This is a genomic window from Cupriavidus sp. AU9028, from assembly GCF_019795295.1.
Taxonomy (GTDB): domain Bacteria; phylum Pseudomonadota; class Gammaproteobacteria; order Burkholderiales; family Burkholderiaceae; genus Cupriavidus.
On sequence record NZ_JAIMCG010000002.1, the window covers coordinates 250,130 to 274,491 of the forward strand.

Annotated in this window: 22 protein-coding genes; 10 read left to right on the forward strand and 12 right to left on the reverse strand. The window is 67.4% G+C overall.

The genetic code is table 11. The features are described 5' to 3' along the window. Positions 1-36: 36 nt before the first annotated feature. Positions 37-1,299: a bifunctional alpha/beta hydrolase/OsmC family protein gene (locus tag K6V06_RS03440; protein ID WP_222240173.1), complete on the reverse strand. Its 1,263-nt coding sequence runs from the start codon at positions 1,297-1,299 to the stop codon at positions 37-39. A 189-nt stretch (positions 1,300-1,488) separates the two neighbouring features. On the opposite strand from K6V06_RS03440, the gene K6V06_RS03445 reads away from it, so the two are divergent. Then, complete coding sequence (locus K6V06_RS03445) at positions 1,489-2,520, forward strand: aldo/keto reductase (protein ID WP_222240174.1); 1,032 nt, start codon at positions 1,489-1,491, stop codon at positions 2,518-2,520. A gap of 10 nt (positions 2,521-2,530) precedes the next feature. On the opposite strand, the gene K6V06_RS03450 is transcribed toward K6V06_RS03445, so the two are convergent. The 5 genes from K6V06_RS03450 to imuA all read right to left on the reverse strand — a co-directional run bounded on the left by K6V06_RS03450 (position 2,531) and on the right by imuA (position 12,151). After that, positions 2,531-3,169 (reverse strand): hypothetical protein, encoded by a 639-nt coding sequence (locus tag K6V06_RS03450; RefSeq protein WP_222240175.1) that lies wholly within the window; start codon positions 3,167-3,169, stop codon positions 2,531-2,533. Between the two features lie 114 nt (positions 3,170-3,283). Continuing rightward, positions 3,284-6,754, reverse strand: coding sequence for an error-prone DNA polymerase (locus K6V06_RS03455; protein WP_370637383.1), 3,471 nt, complete (start codon positions 6,752-6,754; stop codon positions 3,284-3,286). A 262-nt stretch (positions 6,755-7,016) separates the two neighbouring features. Beyond that, positions 7,017-9,518: a hypothetical protein gene (locus K6V06_RS03460; RefSeq protein ID WP_222240176.1), complete on the reverse strand. Its 2,502-nt coding sequence runs from the start codon at positions 9,516-9,518 to the stop codon at positions 7,017-7,019. Between the two features lie 187 nt (positions 9,519-9,705). Then, positions 9,706-11,280 (reverse strand): DNA polymerase Y family protein, encoded by a 1,575-nt coding sequence (locus K6V06_RS03465; RefSeq protein WP_222240177.1) that lies wholly within the window; start codon positions 11,278-11,280, stop codon positions 9,706-9,708. Then, the gene (gene imuA, locus K6V06_RS03470) at positions 11,213-12,151 is read right to left on the reverse strand and encodes a translesion DNA synthesis-associated protein ImuA (RefSeq protein ID WP_222240178.1); all 939 of its coding nucleotides are present in this window, start codon (positions 12,149-12,151) and stop codon (positions 11,213-11,215) included. The genes K6V06_RS03465 and imuA overlap by 68 nt, the downstream gene beginning before the upstream one ends. 295 nt (positions 12,152-12,446) lie before the next feature. Between imuA and K6V06_RS03475 the strand changes: the two genes are divergently transcribed. After that, the gene (locus tag K6V06_RS03475) at positions 12,447-13,082 is read left to right on the forward strand and encodes a MarR family transcriptional regulator (RefSeq protein ID WP_222240179.1); all 636 of its coding nucleotides are present in this window, start codon (positions 12,447-12,449) and stop codon (positions 13,080-13,082) included. A 21-nt stretch (positions 13,083-13,103) separates the two neighbouring features. Here K6V06_RS03475 and K6V06_RS03480 read toward each other — a convergent pair whose 3' ends face one another. Further along, complete coding sequence (locus tag K6V06_RS03480; RefSeq protein WP_222240180.1) at positions 13,104-13,952, reverse strand: hypothetical protein; 849 nt, start codon at positions 13,950-13,952, stop codon at positions 13,104-13,106. A 386-nt stretch (positions 13,953-14,338) separates the two neighbouring features. Here K6V06_RS03480 and serA point away from each other — a divergent pair, with 386 nt between their 5' ends. Further along, on the forward strand, positions 14,339-15,565 hold the full coding sequence (gene serA, locus K6V06_RS03485; RefSeq protein WP_222240181.1) for a phosphoglycerate dehydrogenase: 1,227 nt from the start codon (positions 14,339-14,341) through the stop codon (positions 15,563-15,565). Between the two features lie 48 nt (positions 15,566-15,613). Here the strand turns inward: serA and K6V06_RS03490 are convergent, their stop codons facing one another. Next, the gene (locus K6V06_RS03490) at positions 15,614-16,003 is read right to left on the reverse strand and encodes a hypothetical protein (RefSeq protein WP_222240182.1); all 390 of its coding nucleotides are present in this window, start codon (positions 16,001-16,003) and stop codon (positions 15,614-15,616) included. A 167-nt stretch (positions 16,004-16,170) separates the two neighbouring features. Further along, entirely contained in the window at positions 16,171-17,511 is a 1,341-nt protein-coding gene (locus K6V06_RS20610) for a BON domain-containing protein (protein ID WP_255581559.1), read from the reverse strand. A 335-nt stretch (positions 17,512-17,846) separates the two neighbouring features. Here K6V06_RS20610 and K6V06_RS03500 point away from each other — a divergent pair, with 335 nt between their 5' ends. Then, positions 17,847-18,911: an alpha/beta fold hydrolase gene (locus tag K6V06_RS03500; RefSeq protein WP_255581561.1), complete on the forward strand. Its 1,065-nt coding sequence runs from the start codon at positions 17,847-17,849 to the stop codon at positions 18,909-18,911. A gap of 15 nt (positions 18,912-18,926) precedes the next feature. Here the strand turns inward: K6V06_RS03500 and K6V06_RS03505 are convergent, their stop codons facing one another. Then, the gene (locus K6V06_RS03505) at positions 18,927-19,718 is read right to left on the reverse strand and encodes a hypothetical protein (protein WP_222240183.1); all 792 of its coding nucleotides are present in this window, start codon (positions 19,716-19,718) and stop codon (positions 18,927-18,929) included. Between the two features lie 163 nt (positions 19,719-19,881). On the opposite strand from K6V06_RS03505, the gene K6V06_RS03510 reads away from it, so the two are divergent. The 4 genes from K6V06_RS03510 to K6V06_RS03525 all read left to right on the forward strand — a co-directional run bounded on the left by K6V06_RS03510 (position 19,882) and on the right by K6V06_RS03525 (position 21,940). After that, positions 19,882-20,352 carry a CBS domain-containing protein gene (locus tag K6V06_RS03510; protein ID WP_222240184.1) on the forward strand — a complete coding sequence of 157 codons (471 nt, stop codon included), beginning with the start codon at positions 19,882-19,884 and terminating at the stop codon, positions 20,350-20,352. A 254-nt stretch (positions 20,353-20,606) separates the two neighbouring features. Then, positions 20,607-20,786, forward strand: coding sequence for a DUF3008 family protein (locus K6V06_RS03515; protein ID WP_222240185.1), 180 nt, complete (start codon positions 20,607-20,609; stop codon positions 20,784-20,786). 52 nt (positions 20,787-20,838) lie between these two features. Next, entirely contained in the window at positions 20,839-21,582 is a 744-nt protein-coding gene (locus tag K6V06_RS03520; RefSeq protein WP_222240186.1) for a DUF4142 domain-containing protein, read from the forward strand. Then, a complete protein-coding gene (locus tag K6V06_RS03525) occupies positions 21,560-21,940 on the forward strand; it encodes a BON domain-containing protein (protein ID WP_222240187.1) in 381 nt (126 codons plus the stop codon). Before K6V06_RS03520 ends, K6V06_RS03525 begins: the two co-directional genes overlap by 23 nt. A gap of 130 nt (positions 21,941-22,070) precedes the next feature. Here K6V06_RS03525 and K6V06_RS03530 read toward each other — a convergent pair whose 3' ends face one another. Continuing rightward, positions 22,071-22,538, reverse strand: a complete 468-nt coding sequence (locus K6V06_RS03530) for a hemerythrin domain-containing protein (protein WP_222240188.1) — start codon at positions 22,536-22,538, stop codon at positions 22,071-22,073. A 156-nt stretch (positions 22,539-22,694) separates the two neighbouring features. Then, on the reverse strand, positions 22,695-23,156 hold the full coding sequence (locus K6V06_RS03535; RefSeq protein ID WP_255581562.1) for a BON domain-containing protein: 462 nt from the start codon (positions 23,154-23,156) through the stop codon (positions 22,695-22,697). Between the two features lie 251 nt (positions 23,157-23,407). Here K6V06_RS03535 and K6V06_RS03540 point away from each other — a divergent pair, with 251 nt between their 5' ends. Further along, positions 23,408-23,911 carry a CinA family protein gene (locus tag K6V06_RS03540; RefSeq protein ID WP_222240190.1) on the forward strand — a complete coding sequence of 168 codons (504 nt, stop codon included), beginning with the start codon at positions 23,408-23,410 and terminating at the stop codon, positions 23,909-23,911. Between the two features lie 141 nt (positions 23,912-24,052). Beyond that, complete coding sequence (locus K6V06_RS03545; RefSeq protein ID WP_222240191.1) at positions 24,053-24,307, forward strand: hypothetical protein; 255 nt, start codon at positions 24,053-24,055, stop codon at positions 24,305-24,307. The last annotated feature ends 55 nt before the right edge of the window (positions 24,308-24,362 follow it).

Here is a 24,362-nt window from a genome sequence, read left to right on the forward strand (position 1 = left end):
CCCTCGCGGCGCCACCCCGGGGCGGGGCGCAGGGCTTCAGCCTGGCGCCTCGCCTTCCGCCGACGCCGTCCCCGCCTCGGCACCCACTGCGCGGGTGCGCACCACCACCTCCGAATGCAGGGTCCGGTGGACCGGGCATTTGTCCGCGATCGACAGCAGTGCCGCGCGCTGCTGGGCGTCCAGCGGCCCGCGCATGTCGATCTCCCGCTCGATCCAGTCCACCTTGCCTTCGCGCGTTTCGCACGTATCGCAGTCGGCCGCATGGATCTTTTCGTGACGCAACACCACGCTGACATGTTCCAGCGGCAGCCCCTTGCGCTCGGCATACATCCGCATCGTCATCGCGGTGCAGCTGCCCAGCGCGGCCAGCAGGAAATCGTACGGCGCCGGGCCACCGTTCAGGCCGCCGAAGGACAGCGGCTCGTCCGCCAGCAGCCGGTGCGGACCGGCGCTGACGTGCTGCTGGAACTTGCCGACGTGCGCCTCCTCGACCCGGACCCGGCCCTCCTCGACCGCGGCGGCAGGCAATGTTGCCGTATCGATCTCCAGATAGCGCTGGCTCCAGGCCGCGATCGTGCTGGCCACATATTCCGCATCCTCGCGACGGCTCAGCAGATGGTCGGCCTGATCCAGCGAGACGAAGCTCTTGGGATGGCGCGCGGCGGTGAAGATCTGGCTGGCATTGTCGATGCCGACGATGGCATCGCGGGGGGAATGCATCACCAGCAGGGCTCGGCCGAGCCGGGTGACCTTGTCCAGCAGGCGCTGCTCGGCCACGTCCTCGAGGAATTGACGCCGGATCCGGAAGGGTCGGCCGGCCAGCCGTACCTGTGCCTCGCCACGCTCGGCGATGGTGGCGGCGTCCTCGCCGAACAACCCCACGACATGGGAAGGGTCGCTGGGCGCGGCGATGGTGGCCACCGCCCTCGCCTCCGGGATGCCCTCGGCGGCCGCAAGTACCGCCGCGCCACCCAGGCTATGGCCAATCAGCAGTGCCGGCGCGCGCAGGTGCTGGCGCATATGGTCGGCGGCCGCATGCAGGTCGGCGACATTGGAGGAGAAATTGGTGTTGGAGAAGTCGCCCCCGCTGCCGCCCAGGCCAGTGAAGTCGAATCGCAGCACGCCGATGCCGTGGGTGGTCAGCGCCTGCGAGATCCGGCTGGCCGCGAGCACGTCCTTGCCGCAGGTGAAGCAGTGGGCGAACAGCGCCCAGCTGCGCGCCGGGCCGACAGGCAGGTCCAGACGGCCGGCCAGCAACTGGCCGTCCCGGCCGCGAAATTCCAGGCGATTGTCAGGCATGCAACCCTCCGTGGGGATAGGGAAAGCGGTGATCCAGCGAAATCCGTGAGGCTACTGTAGCCGGTTTGCATGACGCCGGCGTGGGCGCCGCGAACCGCCGGCATTCGGCGGCGTATGCCGGTCCAGCAAGGATCGTCGTAGCATAGAGCGTTTCAGCAGCTTGCCCATCGCACACAAAGGAGACTCACCATGCCGGACTTCACCATGGAAACCCGCCGCCTTGGCCACAGCAACCTGCGGGTATCCGCGCTGTGCCTGGGCACGATGATGTTCGCCGACCAGACCGATGAGGCGCAGGCCCGCAGCATTGTCGCCAGCGCGCGCGAGCACGGCGTCAACTTCATCGATACGGCCGACGTCTACAGTCAGGGCGCGTCCGAGGAAATGGTGGGCCGGCTGATCGCCAGCGAGCGGCATGACTGGATACTGGCGACCAAGCTCGGCAACGCGATGGGCAAGGCCCTCAATCATTCGCACTACTCGCGGGCCTGGATCCTGCGCGAAGCCGAAGCCAGCCTGCAGCGGCTGGGCACCAGCCATATCGACATCCTCTATCTGCATCGCGACTACGAGGGCGAGAACCTGGAAGAGGCGGTGCGCGCGATGGGCGCGCTGGTGCAAAGCGGCAAGATCCGCTATTGGGCCGTGTCCAATTTCCGCGGCTGGCGCATTGCCGAGATCGTGCGCCTGTGCGACCAGCTGAACGTGCCCCGCCCCGTGGCATGCCAGCCTTACTACAACCTGCTGAACCGGATGCCGGAGGTCGAGATTCTCCCAGCCTGCCATCACTATGGGCTGGGCGTGGTGCCCTATAGCCCGGTGGCGCGCGGCGTGCTGACCGGCAAGTATCAGCCTGGGCAGGCGCCCGAGGCCGGCACGCGCGCCGGCCGCGGAGATCGCCGCATGATGCAGACCGAGTTCCGGGAAGAGTCGCTGCTGATCGCGCAGCAACTGAAGGCGCATGCCGAAGGCCGCGGCCTGACACCGGGCCAGTTCGCCACGGCCTGGGTACTGGCGAATCCGGCGGTCAGCTCGGTGATTGCCGGTCCCCGCACGCTGCAGCAGTTCGAGGACTACTTCGGCGCGATCGGCGCCGTGTTGTCCGACGAGGAAGAGGCGATGGTGGACGCGCTGGTTCCCCCGGGCCATGCGTCCACGCATGGCTATACCGATCCGAACTATCCTGTCGAGGGCCGCCGGCTCGCGGGCCGGCGCCGTTGAGTGCGGGACGTCACTGCGCCATCGACATCGACGACAGGTGGAGTTGGAGCTCGCCGCCGCGGCCCATCTGCAAAAGGTGGGTCGATACCTTCTGAGGCGTCGCGGCGACGATGCTCTGATTCACTTGCCCCATCGCGGGTGAACTCTGGATCCGGGTGCCGCTTCTGGATTGTTGCCGCAGCGTTCCTCTGGAATACACGATGTCCTGGTCCGCATCGGGGCCGGAGGCCTGCCCTGTTTCGCTGGACGGGGGCGAGGGCGGCAGCAGGCGCGAATTGTTGTAGGCCTTCGCCAGCCGTTGCGCCGCTTCTGCCTCCGCCTCGGTCGATCGGGTGCCGAAGGGAACAGGGATGGCGGGCGTGTGATGCCGGTCGTTCGATCCGTTCGCCCAGACGTGGACCGGGTCGAGCGGCGGCAGGGTCGCCGATCCGCCCTGCCCGCCGCCGTTGGACGGAGGCTTGGGCCTGGCGAACAGTGCCGGCAGCATGCCGCAACAACGCCGGCACTTGCTCTTGCCGCCAATGCGAGGCAACGCGCCCCGATCTCCGAATTCCCCGGTGGTGTCATGCACCGGCAGCACCGCGTAGCCGTCGTTCTTCCCCGTGGGCACACCGGAGAAACCGAAGGTCGTGCGAACAGCATTCAGCATGAAGGCTCCTTCTGTCAGGTCTTGGGAGGCGCCATCGTGCGGGAGTTCGCACGCCCATCTTCCGAAAAGATGCGAGGTTCTTTTCCCTCTGGCCCACTCGGGGCGGGCGCGGCATCAATGGAAATCGCGGCTGGCGGCGGCCAGCCTGCCCAGCAGCGGCGACAGGTCGACCAGCTCGTCCGCGATCAGGTGCCGCACGTCGCCCTGGCGTTGCCAGGTCCCGCGCACGCCGAGCAGCGAGGCGCTGAGCACCTCCTTGCGCTGCCGCTCGATCAGATCGGGCCAGATGATCACGTTGATCGATCCGGTTTCGTCCTCGATGGACGAGAAGATGGTGCCGTTGGCCGTTCCCGGCCGCTGGCGCACGGTGACGATGCCACAGGCCAGCACCTTGCGCCCGTTGACCCGCCGCGCCAGCTGGCTGGCCGTCAGGTAGCCCATCGCCGCCAGCCGCTTGCGCAGCAGCGCCAGCGGGTGGGACTTGAGCGACAGCCCCAGGCTGGCATAGTCGTCCACCAGGTCCTCGCCCAGCCGCGGCGCGGGCAACGCCAGCGTATCCTCGGCCGACGCTGCCGCGTGCAGCAAGTCGCGGTGCGCGGCCTGCTCCGCCGCTGCCCGGGCCAGCCAGCGCGCCTGGCGGCGGTGCCCCGCCAGGGCCCGCAAGGCATCGCCGGCGGCCAGCACGTCGATGTCATGGCGATCCAGGCCCGCGCGCAGCACCAGGTCCTCCACGCTGACGAAGGGCCGCGCCAGGCGCGCCCGTTCGATCCGCAACGCGGCCGCTTCCCGCATGCCCTTGACCCGGTTCAGCCCCAGCCGCACCGAAGGCCGCTCTGGCGGACCTTCCAGCACGCTCTCCCACCCGCTCACCATCACGTCGGGCGGCAGCGACCGCACGCCATGCCGGCGGGCGTCCTGCACCAGTTGGGACGGTGAATAGAAGCCCATCGGCTGGCTGTTGAGCAGCGCGCACAGAAAAGCCGCGGGATAATGGCGCTTGATCCAGGCGCTGATGTACACCAGCTTGGCAAAGCTCGCGGCGTGGCTCTCGGGAAATCCATACTCGCCAAAGCCCTCGATCTGCTTGCAGATCGCCTGTGCAAACGACTCCGGATAGCCGTTGCGCAGCAGCGCGCGGATCAGCGCGTCCTGGTGCCGCTTCAGGTCGCCCTTGCGTCGCCACGCCGCCATCGACCGGCGCAGCTGGTCGGCCTGCCCGGGCGTGAACCCCGCCGCATCGATGGCCAGCTGCATCACCTGTTCCTGGAAGATCGGCACCCCCAGCGTGCGGCCCAGCACGCGCCGGATCACCTCGTTGTGGTAGGTCGGCATCCGCCTGGTGCGGCGGATCGTCTCGCGCCGTTTCAGGTAGGGATGCACCATCCCGCCCTGGATCGGCCCGGGCCGCACGATCGCCACCTCGACCACCAGGTCATAGAACTCGCGTGGTTGCAGACGCGGCAGCATCGCCTGCTGCGCACGCGACTCGACCTGGAACACGCCGACGGTGTCGGCCTTGCACAGCATCTCGTAGGTGGGCGCGTCGTCCTGCGGAATATCCTCCATCCGGCACGGGACAGCATCGGGACGGGGGGCGTGGCCGGGTTTCGGAATCATCGCCAGTGCGCGCCGGATCGCGGTCAGCATGCCGAGCGCCAGCACATCGACCTTCAGCAGCCCCAGCGATTCGAGGTCGTCCTTGTCCCACTGGATCACGCTGCGGTTTTCCATTGCCGCATTTTCGATCGGCACCAGCCGTGACAGCTTGTCGCGCGCGATCACGAAGCCACCCACGTGCTGCGACAGATGGCGCGGAAAGCCGCGTAGCTGCCCGACCAGGCTCGCCCACTGCCGCACTGTCACGGATTCCGGATCGAGCCCGTAGCGCGAGATCCGCTCGACAAACCCCTGCCCGCTCTCCCACCATGCCTGGCCCTTGACCACCTGCTCCACCACGCCGGGATCGATGCCCAGCGCCCGGCCGACATCGCGCAGCGCGCTGCGCGCGCGATAGGTAATCAGCGACGCCGCCAGCGCGGCGCGGTGCCGACCGTATTTCTCGTACAGGTACTGGATCACCTCCTCGCGCCGCTGGTGCTCGAAATCGACGTCGATATCGGGCGGCTCGTCGCGCTCGCGAGAGATGAAGCGACCGAACAGCAGGTTGGTCTGCTGGGGACTGACCTCGGTGATGTAGAGGCAATAGCAGACCACCGAGTTGGCGGCCGAACCGCGCCCCTGGCACAGGATCTGCCGGCTGCGGGCGAAGCGCACGATGTCGTAGACCGTCAGGAAGAACGGTTCGTAGCGCTTCTCCTCGATCAGCACGAACTCCTCTTCCAGGCGCGAGCGCACGGAAGCGGGAATGCCCTCCGGATAGCGCAGCGCCGCGCCCGCCAGCGTCTCCTGTCGCAGATAGGCAATCGGCGTCATGCCTTTGGGTACCAGTTCCTCGGGGTACTCGTAGCGCAGCGCATCCAGCGAGAAACTGCACGCCATGGCGATGCGCACCGTCTGCGCGAGCGCATCGCGCGGATACAGCCGCGAGAGCCGCTGGCGCATGCGCAGATGGCGCTCGGCATTGGGCGCCAGCGCCATGCCGCAGGCGGCCAACGGCTGACTCAGGCGAATTGCGGTCAGCACGTCGGCCAGCGGCTTGCGCGAGCGCACATGCATTTCCACCGCGCCGGCCGCAGCCAGCGGCACGCCGGTCGCGGCCGATACCGCCTCCAGCCGCTCGCGATGCAGCGAGTCGGCGTGGCCCTGCAGCAGTTCCAGTGCGATCCATGCCCGCTCGCCGAACACCTGGCGGCACCACTGGACCTGGGCCAGCAGCGTGGCGGGTTCGGCGCAGTAATCGGGAATCAGCAGCGCAAGGCAACCCGGCACGCCGCGCAGGTGTTCGATCTCCTGCGCCGGATCGGCAATGTCATCGGGGTACAGCAGATAGCTGCCCTTCTCCGCCCGGCGCCGGCCCAGCGTGATCAGCTCGGACAGGTTGCCGAAGCCGTCACGGTCCCGCGCCAGCAGCACCAGGCGCAGGCCGGCTGGGACGCCATCGCTATCGCCGGGCTGCAGGGTGATGCGGCTGCCAATCAGCAAGCGGAACGTTTCCGCGGCTTCCGCGCGCGCCAGCAGCCGCGCATGGCGGCGCAGATGTTCCGGCTGTAACGCGCCGGCGGCGGCCGCCTGGTCCAGCTGGCTGCCCCATCCTCCCAATGTCGATGCCGGCGCCTGCCACGACAGGGCGTCTTCCTCGAAGTCCTCGCCGTCGTCCTCGGCGTCCTCGTCCTCGCCGTGATCCGGCTCCCCTGCCGCCAGCCTCGCCAGCCGCGCGGAACTGCGCTCGACCGCCGTGCGGGTGCGCTCCTTCAGCGTCTTCAATGCGTGATGCGCACGGGCGGTGCCCGCCACGGACGCCTCGTCCGTCAACGCCAGCCCACGGTATCCGAGGGCGAAGGCGCGCTCGATCAGTTCCTCCGGATGGGAAGCCCCGGTCAGGAAGGTAAAGTTGGAGATGCAATGCAACTCCGCGTAGTCGGGCAGCGCGGGCAGCAAACCCTGAAGGCCACCGAGGCCGCCCACCCCGGAATACGGCTTGGTCACTTGCGCCCGGACGGGCGTCGAACCCGAGGACTCGCTTGGGGCGGATGAGCTGCCGCTTTCCGGCCCGGAAGGCGGCGCTGGATTGCGGGATGAGGAACCGGACACAACGAAAAGACAAAGGGAGAAGTCACATCAGGTACCGGCGGGCCGGCGAAGTGCAGAATCCGGTACCCGGGAACAAGCGTTCGAAGCCATACTGTATATTTATACAGTATCCGGAGGGGAATCGCTACTCGGACTGTCAACCTTGACGACTTGCGCTCCCTTCCTTCCGTTCTTTACCTTCCGCCACCGCTGCCAGGTGCTGCCGCCGCGCGATGTTCCAGAAGAGCCGTCCGCCCAGCACGGAGGGCCGGACGTCCGGCTTGAACCAGTTCGCGACGTAGTCAAGCGTGCCGGCACCGCCGTGATCTGGCAATTCCCTCAGCATCGACCACAGCCGCAGGCGCAATGCCAGGGTCGAGATCCGGTCCCCTCGGCGCAGGACCGGATCTGGCGTATTCCACTTCGTCAGTGCCGCCAGCACCCGCGACCGCACTGGCGTGGGCAGGCGGGAGACGGCGTCGAGCACAAGTCGCGCGCCAAAATCGAGGTCGTACAGCTGCTTTCCCATGCTGGTCAGCGCAGCGCCCCGCTCTGTCGCCCGGGCAATCGTCCGTGCGCCCGCAACCGCGCCGCGCATGACACGCTGGAAGAGGCCAACGCAGGCAGCGGAACCTGCGGGCGCTATTTCATGCCTCCCTTCCAGTCCGCCCGCCGCCCTGTAGGCAACCCGGAAGAGCGAGATTTGCTCGTCCCTCCCGGTCACTGTCCCCTCGACTATCGCCACAAGCGAGACGGCAAGCGCGTGTAGATCGCTTGGCGTCGCTATCCTTCCCAGGCGGTCGCCGGATTGCGACATGGCGCGCAGCAACGGCTTGCGCACCGTGCCGGACAACGCTGCCGCGCCGAGCAGCGCTGCGGTTTGCCGCACCGTCTGCGCCTTTAGCGGGTATTGGCCCCAGGCGCCGATCAGGAAGAACCCCTGGCGCTCGAAACCGAGCCGCCCCGCTGCGGCGAAAACGGCATCGTCGCACGTCGCCGGCAGCATTCTTCCGATTGTGCGGCACAGGTTGTCAACATGGTCACCTGCGGGAAGGTTGGCTGCGGCGTCCAGTAGCAGGCAGATGCGCTGGTTTTCCGCCCTGAGCGGATCGCGGTGCGCGGCTGAGGCTCGGCAAGCCTCATGAAGCGCCTGGGCAAGAGCGGTGAGTACCTCAGCGGACTGGGACGGCGACAGGCCGGTACGGTCAACGCCGAACAGCCGGTCCCAAAGGTAGAGGAGCGCAGGATGACGCGTCCAGCTTCTCAGTCCGTCCGCCATGGCGACCATTGCCCGCGCACGCACCTTGGCGGGTAGCCTCTCCGTGGCAAAGCGCTCGAACCAGTCGTCAAAGTCCGTTTGCCAGCGTTCGGAAGGCGCATTGGGCAACAGCGAGAGGCGGCACCTGCCGTGCAATGCGATACTGGACGGCAATGACAGGTCGTCCAGATCCTGCCATTGCTGTATCAGCGCCGTGTACACCCCGTTGCCCGTCAGCGCCACCCCGAGCCAAAGCCGCACTGGCCCGCGATCACGCACTGCGATGAGCCCCTCCGCCAGCGCGCGAGTGGTGTCGTCGATCTCTCCCTGCCCGAAAGGCGCCAGGCGCAGCAACGCCTCGGCACGCAGCGATGGATCGTCCAGGCATAGCGCCTCGGCAACGGCGTCGGGCCATTGCCGCCCCGCGGGATTGCCAGCGAAAGTGCCGTAGCGCAGGGCCAGATAGGTACGCAAGGCATCGCCGCGATCGGGCGGCTGCCACTCCCCGGCTTTCGACAACGGCGGGGAATGCTCGAGCAGGTAGGCTGCCAGGCCGTCAGACCCCGCACGGCACAGCCGCGCGGCATAGAACGCCTGTTGCCGGTAGTGGAAGTCGTCGTGGGGAGACAATGCCAGTGCCGCCACGACCGCCTTGCCCAGTTCCGCCTCGACTGCGTCGTACTCGCGGAAAAACGCCGCCGAAGCGACCTGGGCTACGGCCGGAGCGGTCAGGCTGGGGGGCTCGATGCCAGTCAGCGCGTCCAGCAGCGCCTTGCATGCGGCTTGCCGGTGCGCGACGGGCAGCATGACGATCTGCCGGGCAAGCAATTCCAGCAGCCGTGGCTTGCTTTGCACACAGCCGGCCCGCTTGCCGTTTCCTTTGGCAACCTCCAGCATCTCGAACCAGGCGGAGGAAGAGACGATGCGCCTGGTCTCCTCGCAGAGCCCCAACCACTCCCGATGCGGGCGTAGTCGAGCCCATAGCGCGCGGCAGGTGACGAACAGCGCATGGCAAGTATCGGCATCCAGCTCGGCCGCTATCCGGTCCAGGGCAAGCGCCGGCAACGTATCGAGATTGGAGCGCTGTGCGGCCTCCGCCGGTCTCGATTGCAACAGGCGCTGTATCCGGACCTGGGACAGAACATCCGCTGCGTCGGACGATCGCAGCGTCCAGCGCCGTCCGCCTTCGAGGCTAAACCAGGTGCGCAGCGTGGCCAGCAGGCTGCAGGTGCGGATCTTTTTTGTCGCAACGACGGTGCGGCCATCGTGCATGAGGTGCAGACGGACTTTTCCCCCGCGGAATTGAAAGGCACCGAGTTCCCCGGCCGGGATGTCGGCGGCGGACGAATCGGTTCGGGACAGGGCGGCGGGCGCCGTTGTCATCAGCGTATAGCGTGGCATGGCGGATTGGCTCGAGGGGACAGCCGAGGGCAAGCGCCTCGAAAAAACAGCCAATCTGCCGGAAGGTTGCGGATCTGCCTTCCCGAAATGGACGAATCCTTCGGCTTCGGTCCAGGCGGCAACCCGCAGTCATCCCGCAGTCACAAGGCAGCCCGTACCGGCGCGGACGTGTTCCCTTGCGCTCGCCTCAGGCAAACAGCCCGTGCAGGAACCACCGGTACTCGCCCTCGTCCTCGCCATCCGCGCCCGGGCGCTCCCGGTAGACCCAGCAGCGCAGACCGTCGGCGCGTTCCGCGATGAAGTAATCGCGGGTTGCCAGTCCTCCATCCCACCACCCGCTTTCGATCCGTTCGGGCCGCGACAGCAGGCTCAGTGGCGTGCCGTGGCAGGGACGGTGCTGCCGCACCGGCAAACGCAAGGGGGGATCCAGCAGCCAGACCGGCCGCTCTGGCGCCAGGCCCGCCGGCATGGGAATGTTGCGGCGGGCGCGCCGCTCGGCGGCGTCAACGGGGCGCCATCGATTGGCCCGTTCGGGACGATGATCGGCTGCGGGGTCCGGTTGCAGCACCTGCTCTCGGCCGAGCCTTGCCGCGAGGGTATCGAGCACGCGCGCCAGTTCGGCCTGTCCCCCTCCGGGTTCGGGAAACAGCGATTCGCTCTGCGGCAGGCACTCGTCGAGTGCCTCGACCTCCAGCGCCAGGCCCACCACCGGCGCATCGAAGGGATGCCGGTCCAGCTTCTCCTTCAGCAGCCGCGACAGATGGTCGGGATCGCGGCTGGGCTCGGCCAGGCTCACTGTCACCGGGCTGGCGGCGATGGCCGCATCGCGCCGCTGCCGCTCGTGCTCCAGGCGCAGCACGAAGCGCGTCACGCCGGCCTGATGGGCAGTCAGCCAGCCGGCGAGCGCCTGCAGCAGCCGCTGCGCACCGGACAGCACCCCGTCGGCCGATTCGGTGCGGCCGGGCAGTTCCATTCGCTGCAGGAAGGATGGCGGCGCGACATACCAGTCGAAGCGGACCGGAGTGTCGCCATAGGCCTGGTCCAGCCGTTCCAGCAGCCCGGTGCCGAGCCGTCGCTTCAGCCCCGCCCGCGGCAACCGCCGTACCTGTCCGACGGTACGGCAACCGATGCCGTCGAGCCACATCGGATCGGCCAGTCCATCGAGCATATCGACCGGCAGACCGTCGAGCAGACGGGCCATGCCGGCTTGACGGATCGCCCGGCGCCGGGGCCGATGCACGCGGCCGCGCCGGTCCTGATGCAGGGGCATGGCAGCGAGCCAGGCGGCGCCGTGGGCAGTGGTGCCGCAACCGATCTGCGCCCAGGCGCCGAGGCTGCGCACGCAGGACTTCACCGCCCGGCACAGCGCGCGATAGCCGCCAAACAGCCGCAGGCTGGCGGTGACATCGAGCGCGACGGTAGCCGGTCCCAATCCATTGGCCTCGCCATTGCCGTCCAGCACCACGTTGGGCGTGAAGCGCAGCAGTGCGAGCGCGACCGACGTCATCAGGCGCGCCTCGGCGGCGGTGTCCCGCTCGAAATGCACGATCTCGGCCGACAAGGCCTGCACGCCGCCGCGCCGCATGCCGGCGCGCACGCCCAGCGCCATGGCGGGACGATTGGCCAGCACGACCCGCTCCTGCTCCAGCACCACCATCGGCATCCGCGCCCGCGCACCGGCCAGCGCGGGCGCCTCAGGCCAGCTGGGTTGCAGCGCGTCCAGTGGCAGGCGCGGCAAATGCACCGCGATCCAGAACGGCATGATCGGACCTTGCTTCGGTTTCAGGATGGGGCCGCGCATCGCGATGCGGTTGCGCCGGCAGCGAGCGGCCGGAAGGCACCGCGGGCATCGCGTCCAGGGTCAGGAGCAGCGGCGTATCGCGCACCGGCCCGCGCCGCTTGTGGAACACGATCGAGAGCGCATTGCCCGGCTGGGGTGCGAGCAGCAGGCGCAATACCGCGGGGGACGATTCGCGCAAGGCGGTGGCGGGCCGCCAAAGCCAGACTACGCTCTCGCTGGCCTGTGCCAGTACCTGCAGACGACGGACCGCTTCGGGCCGGGCCGAAGGCAGCCACACCAGTACGGCGCCGAACGCCTGGCTGCGCAGCACCTGCTCGGCGGCCCACACCATATCGGCATCCGGGGCGTCCAGGCGCGCCGCGGCACGGTTGCCATGCGCGCGCCTGGCGGCGGGCCGCGCAGGACGCTGCGCCTTCTGCTGGTCAGTACGGATCCAGTAGAGCAGATGCGGCGGCAGTCCCCATGCCGTCAATGCGATGGCATTGGGCGGACAGGGCGGCCCGATCATCGCCACGCGCCGTCCCGCCGCAGTCAGGGATTGCAAGGTGGGACGCACCAGGCGCAGCTCGCCGATGCCGCAGTCGGCATGCAGCAGTTCGGTGACAGCGCCCAGGGGCCACCCTCCTCCGGGTAACTCGGCATCCAGCGCCGCATGGCCGGTGGACCACACCGGCACGGTGGCGGTGCGTCCCAATTGGCCCGCACGCCATAGTCCGGGATGGCGTTGCTCCAGTTCAGCCAGGGCGCTGTCCCGCTCGCGACGCGCGCGCGACGCGGCCTCGGGCATCGGGAGCCCGGATGGCAGCGCAGAGACAGGGGAAGACATGGTCATGAGCTGGAAACGCCGCCTTCAGTACGGCGAATTGGACGGCGGATGGGTGGCGGATGGGTGGCGTCTTGGGTAACGGAGACTTGGCTGACGTGTACTGTACATTTATACAGTATTTTGCCAGAATCCGACAGCACGAATCCAGCCCTGAATCCATCCCTGTTACAGAGGTGAAGCAGACGGCGAAAAAAGACCGAGAAAACGCCTCGCTCTCCTACTTGATTACCCCTAGCTGTTACCGAACCGTAAAGGTTTTCCGGTACGGTAGCGCTTCCAAAAATTCTTCCGGAGACCGCGCATGACGCTGCAAAAGCTTGAGGGCAACGAACCCACCATTCAGGCGCTCGTTGAGGCCGTCAAGGCGTGGCAGCATGCACTGGACATTACCCTGCAGAAGGCAGGTCTCAGTTATCCGAAGTGGGTGCTGCTGCAGGGCATGATCCAGCGAGACTATGTCCGCGGCCAGCCCTTCGCGGGCGCCGTCCGCATCGATCCCGACATGGCCGAGCACCTGCTGGCCGAACTGCATCGGGACGGCTGGATCGTGTTCGACGCCAACCCTCACGCCGCCTTCCATGCGACGCCGGTGATCCCGCCCGAACGCCATGGGCGGCTGCATCGGGTGGCGCAGTCCATCCGGGCGCTGCATTCGGTATCGCTGAGCAGCTTCACGGCCGAGGAACGCGTGGCGCTGTCCGCGCTGCTCAAGCGCATGCAGGCCCCGCTGCAGGAGCACAGCGCTCGCCTGCAGCACCTCGAGCGAGACACGATCCAGCTGGAAGATGCCGGCCTGCCGCAGCCGGACGCTTCAGTGGTCTCCGCGATCGCCACCGCGCCGGTACTGCCCTCGCGTGAACCGACGGAAGCACGGCTGACCCTGCAGGCGCCGCGCACGCGAGTGCGGCATGGCGCCTGGGTGAGCCGGCGCTGCTGACCCATCGCAGCCGCCGGCCGCTCAGATTCTGTAGAAGCGGCAGATCGACGCCACGTCCGGCACCTGCAGCACCTGCGGCCGCAAGCGACCCGGGCGCGGCAACTCCCAAAGCATGCGCGCTTCCTGCTGCCCGGCGTAGCCGTCCTGCGGCTTGAGAAAGGCAATATGCCCCGGCACGCGATGCTCGGACCAGAACTCGCGGCCGCAATAGTTGACCCGCGAGAACAGAGCCCGCTGCAGCGTGTAATGGCGCGCGAGCGCTTCGGTGAGCGCAACGAACAGGTCGTTCGGGTAACGGATCTCGATGCAGTACCGGCCGAAGGTCCGGGCCATCTCGTCGGACGGCGGCACCACGGTCAACGACAGCAGGAAGGCGTCCTCGATGCGCCGGTGCGCGGCCCCGTGTGCCGGGTGGTGGTGACCATGCCCGCCGCGAACCTCGTCCATCCCGCCGCCGTCGAACCGGCGTTCAAACCCGCCCTGCCCGGCGCGCCCGTCCCATCCGGCTGCCGCCCTCTGCCCACCGCCTGCGCTGGGCGCACTTCGTTCTCTCCCTGCAGGGTCGCTGCCGATGCCCAGCGGTCGCCTGAGCACGATCGATCCTTCGCCAGGATCGCGCCGGGGCTCCCGTCCCTCGCTTCGGCACGCCGACAAGGTCGATAGCCGCACGCGTCCCTCCACGAATCCGCGCGCGTGCTCGCCTCCGGTCACCAGCCGGTACATCGGCACCGGCAGGTCGCGCGCGCAGAACAAGGCTGGCAATTCGGGAGACATCACCGGCAACCGTGCCAGTGCATTCGCTTCAAGCACTCCAGGGCCGCTGGACGTCGTTGTCGCTTGTACCCCGAAGCTGTCGATACTGGCCTTCACTCGCATTGCTGCAGATGATGGCGGGCCGCGGCCGCGCCAATTTTTCACTTTCGTTACAGGACTGCCCACAGAGCAAGCCGTGTGCCCAGCCTGCCTTTGCATCCCCGACCGCGTTGGCCCATGCCCGCATTGACAGACGCCCCTTCGGCAGTAGGGCATTGCGGGCAAGTTCCCCATTGCAGCGGTATGCTCGATTCTTGTGCCGTGAGGGGCCCTTGAGACGCACCTTGCCCGGTGCGCACGGGCGAGCGCTGCGCGACGCCGCACGGCGGCACGGCAGTTGCTCCGCTTTTCTGTCGGGACCGGCTTCGTGCCGGGCCACCCGACAATCGATTCGCCACGCGCGGCAAGCCTGACCGGCAACGCGCGAACACGAGGAAACTGCAATGACCAGCGTCATGCTGCTGGAAAATATTCACGAAAGCGCGACCTCGCGGCTGCACGAAGCCGGCCTCGAGGTCGAGCGGCGCAGCGGCGCGCTGACCGGTGCGCCACTGCGTGACGTGCTAGCCAGCCACGATCTCATTGGCATCCGCTCCGCCACGCATCTGACCGCGGACGACATCCGCAGCACTCCCCGGCTGACCTCGATCGGCTGCTTCTGCATCGGCACCTCCCAGGTGGACTTGCAGGCGGCCACCGCGGCCGGCATGCCGGTGTTCAACGCGCCGTTCTCGAATACGCGCTCGGTGGCCGAACTGGTGGTGTCCGAAGCCGTCATGCTGCTGCGCCGGATCCCGGAGAAGAACATGCTCGCCCATACCGGCAAGTGGGCCAAGGGCGCGGCCGGCGCGGTGGAAGCGCGCGGCAAGACTCTTGCCATCGTCGGCTACGGCAACATCGGCTCGCAGGTCGGCGTGCTGGCCGAAGCGATGGGGATGCGGGTGGTGTATTACGACATCCAGCCGAAACTGTCGCTCGGCTCGGCGCGTGCCGAAGGCGCGCTGGTGGATGCCGTGGCGCACGCGGATGTGATCACGCTTCACGTGCCGGCCACTTCAAGAACCCGCTATATGATCGACGCGGAGATATTGGCCGCCTGCAAGCGCGGCGCCATGCTGATCAATGCGTCGCGCGGCACCGTGGTCGATATTGCTGCGCTGGCGCAGGCGCTGCGCAGCGGTCAGATTGGCGGCGCCGCGATCGACGTGTTTCCGACCGAGCCGAAGACCAACAACGACCCGTTCGTCAGCGAGCTGCAGAATCTGCCCAACGTACTGCTGACCCCGCATATCGGCGGCAGCACGGAAGAAGCGCAGGAAAATATCGGCATCGAGGTCGCCGCCAAGCTGGCCAATTTCCATGCGACCGGCTCGACCATCGGTGCGGTCAATTTTCCGGAAGTCGATCCGGGTCCCCTGCAATCGCCCGCGCGCCTGCTCAATGTCCACAGCAATGCGCCGGGGGCGCTCGCCGCGCTCAATACGCTGCTGGCGCGCGAGGGCATCAACATCACGGGCCAGCATCTGCAAACGCGCAACGACACGGGCTACGTGGTGACCGATATCGACAAGCCGCCCTCGGCGGAACTGGAGCAGGCGCTGCGCAGCCATCCCGGCGTGGTCCGCATTCGGGTGATCCGGCGGCAGGATGCGCCGGACAGCGCGGCCTGACAGCGGCCCCTGGCGCGCCCGGTTACGGCCGGGCGTCGCTGCCTGCCTTCAGCCGCGCAAGCGGCGCCGGGTTCCCCATAGCAGGATGCCGCTGATGGCCCAGCCGCAGACGAACAGCACGTCGCCGAGCTGGTTGAGCACCACCGGCATGGCATGGCCGCGGAACAGGTGCTGCACCATCTCCGCCGGCAAATGCGCGACGATCCACAGGAAGACCGCAGGCGCACTGCAGTAGACGCCGGCGTGCCACCAGGTCGACGGCTGGCGCAGTGCCTCGCCGTCCGTCGCCACCGCGGACGCGGCCGACAGGCCGGGTGAGAAACCGGTTGTCGTCTCCGGCGCCGGCAGCGGTGCGGCGGTCACGGCCGCATCGAATGCCATGGCCGTCGGGCTGCCCTGCGATGGACTGGTGGAAATCAACCCGTTGGTGGTGGACATGGTGCCCTCCTTCTGGATATGGCGAGTATCGCTGCCATACACATTCGGACACCATCGGTTACAGTCTGACACAGTGACTGGAATGTGCTTCCCGGCACACAAAAAAGCGCCGGAAGGTTTCCGGCGCTTTTGCTTGGCGATGCAGGCGGCGCTTGCCGCCCGACGCATCAGTCCGGCGTCCAGTTCTTCAGGTCCGTCATTTTCTCAGGCGACGAGACGTCCCTGCTGCGCACGCGGATCTCGTTGTCGACATCGGTAACGCCATAGACGTTGTCGGCGATGTCCTCGATATCGAACTTCTCGCTGCGGCTGCGTACGGAACCTGTCAGCTTGACCACGCCGCCGTTGACCTGCACGGTCACATCGCTCAGGTCCAGCCCGTCGGCATAGGCAAGACGTTCACAGACGGCCTCGTGGATCCGTTCGTCGCTGCGCTGGTAGCCCTTCGGGCCAACCCGGCGCCGATCCGGTTCCTGGCCGAACAGACCGCCGACCGCCTCGCCGATCCGGTGGCCAAGTTCATACAGCATGCCGTGCTCTTCGTGCCGGCCGCGCTCTCCATACGAACGGTCATCGACATGCCGGGCGCCGTACCCACTGCCGTACTCTCTGCCGTAGGGTCGATTCTGGCCGCCCGCGCCGTACCCGGAGCCCGCCCAGGCCTGCGGGCGATCTGCGTGACGGCTCCGCCCGCCAAGAAAATTGCCTTCCTCGGATAGGCCTCCCGCGCGGTGGCCTTCGAAGCCACGCTGACTCTCATCCCCCCAGTCACGGTAACCTTCGCCGCCGGCCCCGTACCCGCGCATCCGGCTGGCGTAGGCGCGCTCGAGGCTGCTTTCGGACTGGCGCGAGAAGCGGCCGCCGCCATAACGCTGGCCACCGGTGCGGTCGTCCTCGTGCGACCACGATTCGTATCCCCCCGGATCGCGCGCGCGGGTCGCGGCCACGCGGCCGTAGGCGCCGGTCAGGTCCTCGCCGTAACGGCCCGACGACTGGCTGCGGCCGCGCTGCCAATCGTGCTGCCCACCGCGCTGCTGACCGCTGTGCCGCTCGCCGGCAAGCCAGTCGCCCTCGCGTCCATACGGGCGGCCATAGGCCTGGCCATATCCCGCACTGGTGCCCTGCCGGCTGTCCTCTCCGTAGCGGCCTTCGCCATAACCGCGTCCCCGCTGGACGCTCTCATGGTCGCTCTCATAACTGCTGCCGTAGTGACCGCCGTAATCGCCGTGATCGCGCGGATCGTTGCGGTCGCCGTGATATCCGGCATCGAGCCAGCTGTCGTCGCGGTCGCCGAGCCCGCCCCGCGGCGGGCCGCCCTCGCTCAGTTGCCCGGGCGCCAGGCCAACCGCCCGTCGCGCCCTCGTCCAGACGTTGTCGTCGGACTCCCCCTGCCAGTCTTCCTGCGCCCAGCGTTCCGAGCGGTTGTCACTCCAGCCGTCATCGCGGTCATCGTAACCAGGCCATCCCGATTGCATGCGGCGGCCACGGGAGTCATAGTCGTTGCGCATCGTCGTCTCCTGTCATGGGTTGCGTGCGAGCGTCGGTGGCAGCTGCCCTCGCCCTGCTTCTGCCCGCACACGGCAAACAGGGCCCGCCTGCGTGTGCGGCAAGAACCGTACCGCCGGATGACCTGCACGCCGCAGCGCCTGCGCACGTTCGCGCCAGAGCCGCGGGCGCGGCCGGCCCTACATCGCTTGTAATTTTGTCAACCGGCGCGGGGAAGCGAGCTGGCCTGCGGTTTCCCCGAACTTTTTAGTTGCGCTTCGGTCACATTTTCCGGCCTCCGGACCGGTGGTCCGGTCTGCCCTCTCCCGCCAAACCACTCCATCACAATGGTGATTCGATGAAGACCTCGCTCCCTCGCCTGGCGCCGCTTCCCTCGCTGGCTCTCTCCATGCTGCTCGCCGGCCCCGCTCTGGCGGCCCCCGCTGCGCCGGCGGCCACTTCCGCGACGCCCGGCACGACCTACGGCCCGCAACTGGAAGGCTTCCGCTATCCGCACCCGGTCCAGCGCTTCGAGTTCACCTCGCAACAGCAGCCGATGTCGATGGCATTCATGGATGTGGCACCGAAGGGCAAAGCCAACGGCCGCACCGCGGTCCTGCTGCATGGGAAGAACTTCTGCGGCGCGACCTGGGAGCAGACCATCGAGACCCTGTCGTCCGCCGGCTATCGCGTCATTGCGCCAGACCAGATCGGCTTCTGCGCGTCCACCAAACCGCGCGGCTACCAGTTCAGCTTCCCGCAACTGGCTGCGAATACCCAGGCGCTGTTGCAATCGCGCGGCATTCAGCGGGCGACCGTGATCGGTCATTCGATGGGCGGCATGCTGGCGGCCCGCTTCGCGCTGCAGTACCCGAACATGGTGGAACAACTGGTGCTCGTCAACCCGATCGGGCTGGAGGATTGGCAGGCAGCAGGCGTGCCCTACGCCACCGTCGATCAACTCTATCAGGGCGAACTGAAGACCACCTTCGACAGCATCAAGGCGTACCAGCTGCGCTTCTACTACAACGGCAAATGGCGCCCCGAGTACGACCGCTGGGTGTCGATGCAGGCGGGCATGTATGCCGGCAGCGGGCGCGAAATCGTCGCATGGAACCAGGCGCAGACGGCGGAGATGTTGTTCACCCAGCCCGTCGTGCATGAATTCCCGCATATCACGGCGCCAACGCTGCTGCTGATCGGCGAGAAGGACCGGACCGCGCCGGGTGCGAACCGCGCGCCGGCGGAACTGGCCACCAGGCTCGGCAACTACCCCGTGCTGATGCGCCAGGCCGCGGCCGCGATCCCCCGAGCGAACCTGGTAGCGTTCCCGGATCTGGGGCATTCGCCGCAGGTAGAAGCACCGGAGCTGTTCCACCGCACCTTGCTGCGCGAACTGGATGGCGGCACGCGCCAGCGCTGATACGCCGCCCCGCCCTCACCCTGCACGGGAGCCCGCTGGGGCCAGGTCGGGGGCGGAAACTCGCTTCAGGACAGTCGAGCCATCCTCCCTGGTGTCGTGGGCAAAGCGGCGCAGTGCATCCCGATGGCTGGGATAAAGATGGAGCGCCGCCGGCAGCCGCGTGGCGCGGCGACAGCGCAAGCCTTCGGCCACCAGGGATACCGCCGCATCGGCGATCAGCCCGACCGCAGAGAGAACCAATGCGAGGCTCTGGCCTGCGATCAGGACCGTGACAAGGATGGCCCCCGGCATCAGCACCAACCCGACAAGCAGCTTGCCCACGGCACGGGAGATCGCCTTCCCGTTCATCCGTGGCTGCCAGGCGTGGCCCTTCAGATGCCCCTCGAGGTGTTCGTGCAGGGTGTCCAGCGCGTTGTCCAGTTGCTGGCAAGCGAGTAACAGTCTCTGGGCCGGCTCTGGTTCTCCAGCCCTTCCCTCGGCTTCCGCCTCCACCATCTTCGCATGCAGCCCAAGGACGGTTTGGGACAGCTCGGCCACCTGGCGAGCCGCGCCCTCTGCCGGGTCGCCGCGATGACATCGCGTCGAATCCGCCAGAAACCTGATCTTCGGCCACAGCGCGGCGTAGTAGGCCGCCGCAGCCGGGATGGCGATTGAATTCGCCTGCCGCTCGCAGGCGATCCGCCAGGGATTCGCGTCCCGCAGCCCATCGGCCGACGCCGTGCCGGTGGCGCGCAACTCGGCAAGCCACTGGCTGCGGGTGAGATCGCCGGGGCACTGCCCGGTGGTGCCTGATGACTGTGTTCGCATGGCTGGTCAACGAAGAGGAAGGAAAGAGTGTGGCAACGCTGGGTGGCCGGTGCTTTCGGGCCCTTCCAGGAATCGTAGGTTTGAGGCGGCCGCGGGAATGCATCTTGCGCCGATACCGCAGCGTGCCCCCTGCACGCACGACCGCGACTCCAAGGAGGAAACCATGGCTACGGAAACACAAGGCAGCACCCAGCAAGGCGGCGGTGTGCTGCGTGATGTCATGACCGCACAACCGGCCTTCGTCACGTCGGATGAGACCATCCAGCGCGCGGCGGAACTGATGGGTCAACTCGATGTGGGGGCGCTGCCGGTCTGCGACGGTCAACGGCTGATCGGGATGGTCACCGACCGCGACATCACCGTGCGTTGCACCGCATCGGGTGCCGACCCGGCCAGCACCAAGGTGAGCGAGGCGATGACCGCCGAGGTTCAGTGGTGCAATGAAGAGGATCCGATCGACAGCGTCCGCGAAAAAATGGCGTCGAGCCAGATCCGGCGCATCCCCGTCATCAACAAGGATCACCAGTTGGTCGGCATGGTGTCGCTCGGCGATCTGGCGGTGAAGACCGAGGATAGCGCCGGTGCCGGCCAGGCACTGGAGGACGTGTCGCAGCCCGCCCAGCCCGCGCAATAAGTCAACCTCGCGATGGTGGTGAATTGGGGCCGGCGAGCACGTCGGCCCCTTTCTATTCCACGGCTGGCAATTGTCGGCATCGGGCGCATTGGGAGCGAGATACGCGCGCAGTCCTCTCCCCCGGGCCCCCTCGCCCAAGCGGAGCGCGGCGCGAAACAGGGGAGCGAAACAGCGTTCGCTGTTCTCGGCACAAGGTTTGCATTTTGTCCGGCACGCGGGCCGACGCGGCCCGCCACCGAACATGGAGGTGAACCATGCCAGCGAAATCCAAAGCGCAGCAGATGGCCGCCGGCGCGGCGTTGTCGGCCAAGCGTGGTGACAAGAAGGCAAGCGAACTGAAGGGCGCGTCGAAGTCCATGGTCAAGTCGATGAGCGAGAAGGAGCTGCAGGACATGGCCTCGACCCCGCGCAAGGGCAAGCCCGACCACAAGTAGCGTGTCCCGCCCGGACAACCTGCAGTAGCACAAATGACCATCGGATGTAGATATGTCGAGCGCAACCGGCCTTCGTCATCCCGCTTCCCGGCTCCTGGCCGCCTGGCTGCTGGCGGCGCTGCCGCTTGCCTGGCATGCCGGCGAGGCGCAGGCGCAGCGTACGCAAGCCCAGGCGCAACGCGCTCCCGGAATTTCGCCGCCTGTCACCGATGCGTCCCGCCCTCCGGCCGCCACGCTGTCGACGGACGATCTGCGCTTCATCGACGAGGCCGTGCTGACCTCGGCGATGGGGATCGAAACGGCCGGCATGGTGCTGGAGGTTTCCGCGGACCCGACCCTGCTCGCCTACGCGCGCAAGGTCGCCGAGGACCACCAGGAGATGGCGGCCGAGCTGGCGAGCATCGCATCGGACAAGGGCGTGCAGCCGGAGAAGCGATTGCCGGAAGCGCCGGAGGTATCTCGGCTGCGCACGCTGAAGGGCCCGGACTTCGACCGAATGTATGTGCAGATGGTCGCGGTCGATGCCAACCGCCAGGCGGTGGCGCTGTTCGAGCGGCAGGCGGAAATCGGCAAGGACCCCGCCCTGCGCGCGTTCGCCAAGCGGTCGCTGGAGAAATTGCAGCGCCATCTGTCAATGGGCCAGTCCATGGCAACGCGAACCGTGACCTGGCGCAGTGGCATCGCCCATTATGCGGCGCGTCATCGCCCCCCGGCGCAGACCGCCTCGCCCGCGGCGGCCCCTGCCGTTCCCCAATGGAGTCAACTGGTAAACCATGAACGCTTCCCCCGACAATAGCCCCAACCAAGGCCCAGGCCATGCCGAAGGCGACCAGCCGGCCACCCCCGCCGACGAGGACCTGCTGACGCAGGCACGACAGCATGTCGCCGACGAGTTCGGCGGCGCGCCTCCAGCGGGGATCACGCTGACGATCGAGGATCGGCGGATCCGGCTGCAGGGGACCGTGCAAACGGTAAGCGTCGCGGAGCGCATCGCCAAGGCGGCAGCGATTGGCCCGGGCGTGCTCGGCGTCTACAACGACCTGCAGTCGGAGGAACCGCCGCCGGAATCGACCGCTCCGCCGCTGGCCCGCAATCCCGAGGGGAAGGGACAGCCGCTCGAGCCGCCTGAAGGGCAGATTCACCACAAGGTCTGACGGGTCGACCGGCGCACCGAAGACAAAAAAACGCCCCGGCGCAATGCCGGGGCGTGGTACTGCAGGGGTGCGGTGCGGTGCGGTGCCGCGCCGTCGTTTTTGCAGGGCAATGACGCGGGCAGCCCGGCTGTCAGGCCGCCTCACCCATCAGTTCCTCCTTGCGAGCCGCCATCTTGGTGGCCATTTCGCGCAGGTCGATGTCCTTGTCCATCACCATCTTGAAGAGTTCGTTCTCCTCTTCCTCGACGTGGTGGTTTACGTATTCCGAGAGGACAGTGAAGTTCGCCTCCAGCATGTCCGGTTCCTGGCCGGCTCGGATCGCCGCAATCAGGTCCTTCGCCACCTGGTGCTCGACCTTGGCCTCGTTCAACATGTTGTCGATCTTGTCATTCACGCCGCGCAGGCCGGGATAGAAAATCTCCTCCTCGATCTGCGTGTGAACGGTCAGCTCCTGACACGTCTGCTGCGCGATCTGTTCCTTTTCGGACTGCTCCTTGGCGCTCTCAAAGGCCTTGAACAGCTTCTTGACATTGCGGTGATCGTCCAGCAGCAGGCCGATTGCGGCACGCTGCGCGGTAGGGATATTGGATTTGTTCATAGCGTTTCTCCAGTTTGTGGGGAAGAGATGGCTGCCGGTCGTACACCGCGCCGGCATGTCGTTCTGGTATTGCGGTGCTGCCTTCAGGTGGTTTTCGTTGCGCGGTGGGCAGGCCGTCGCGTCAGCGCTGCCCACCGGTCAAGGCATCAGCGGGCATCAGCGGCCGGCGCCGGCCTGGTCCTGCTTGACCTTGATGCGGTTCTCGATATCGGTGACGCCCGGGCACTGGTCCGCGCATTCCTCGATCCGGCGCCGCTCTTCCCGGCTGCCGACCGTACCCTCGAGCACCACGTGCCCGTTGTGCACGTCGACGGACACTTCGCTGACGTCCAGCCCGTCGCGCCACAGGCGTTCGCAAACCCGGTCCTGAATGCGCTCGTCGGAATAGAAGGCGCGCTGGCCGCCGCTGCCCTGCTGCTGGCGCGAGGCGTCACCCTGGCGCTGGAAGCTCGGGTCTTCATTGCGAAAGCCGCCGTAGCTGCTTTGGCCCGGGTCCGCGCTGCGGCTCTGCACTTCGTCGCCCGAGCGGTCGGTACGGGTGCCGGGCGCCGCGAAGGGAGCGCCAGTCGCACTGCGTTGCCGGCCGCTGTCCGCGGATGGATGATTCGGCTGCGCCATGATGGATTCTCCTTTTTGCGTGGGGTGCCGGTCCTGGCGGGCGGGGTCGCCCTCGCCCGCCGCGACTGCGGCACGCTTCGTTGAGGAAGGCGTGGTGCCGTCCCTCTTTGCAATATCCATACCCCGATTCTGGACGGCCGGACAGGCGACTTCTATAGGCGGTGCTCTCCCGCTGCTGACCGGCGAGTTCCTACAACCGATGGCATGGAAGCTGCTGTCAGCAGCGGCAATCCTTCAACACGAGTCATCCCATGCAGACGACAAAGGAAGCCGCTCAATTTCTGCTGCGTCACGGCCTGCAACTGGCGACGGCGGAGTCCTGCACCGCCGGCCTGATCGCCGCGCGTATCGCCGACATCCCGGGCTGTGGCGACGGCTTGCGCTGTGCCGTGGTCGCCTATGCGCCGTCGATCAAGGAGGGTGTGCTGGGCGTGCCCCGCGAGACGATCAAACGATACGGATTGACCAGCGAAGAGGTGTCGCTGGCGATGGCGCGCGGCGTCATGCGGATCGCGCAGGCCAACCTCGCCATCGGCAACACCGGGCTTGCCGACGGTCGCGGCGACGACAAGACGCCCGCGGGCACGCAGTGTTTCGCCTGGATCTTCCGCCGCGCGGGCGGGGAAACCTTCGAATTCACCGAGACGGTCCGCTTTCATGGCGATCGCAACAGTGTGCGCGAATCCGCTGCCGAGTTCGCGCTCGGGCGTATCGCGCACTACTATGAAAAGAGCTTGCGACACGCTGCCGCATGACGGGGGAGGACGGCCCCGCGCCTGCACAGCCGTGTAAAAGTCGCGCAGCGCCGCGTCCCATTGCCAGGCCTTGACAGGGACCGGCAGGGCGGAAGGCAACGCTCCCTTGCCTTTCTCCACGCTGGCACAGTTGCTGCATCGATGAAACAAACCAGTCACGCGGAGAATCCAGAGATGGCCACGGAGTCCAAGCCCGAATCGCAAACGAGTCCCACCGGTACGAATTCCGGCACGCCAGGCCAGGGCAATGAGCCGAACGGCACTTCCCAAAACGACAAGCAACGCAGTGCCGATCCCGCGCGGGGGCGCGACCTTCCCGATGAAAACGGCGAGCCGCCCTCGGTGCGCAAGCCAGGCGATCCGGATGCGAGCGAACCACCGGTCGAGAATTTTTGATTTCCCGAAGGGGCTGCGTTGGCGGCCCCTTCGTTTCTGTCGCCCCGGTGCTTCG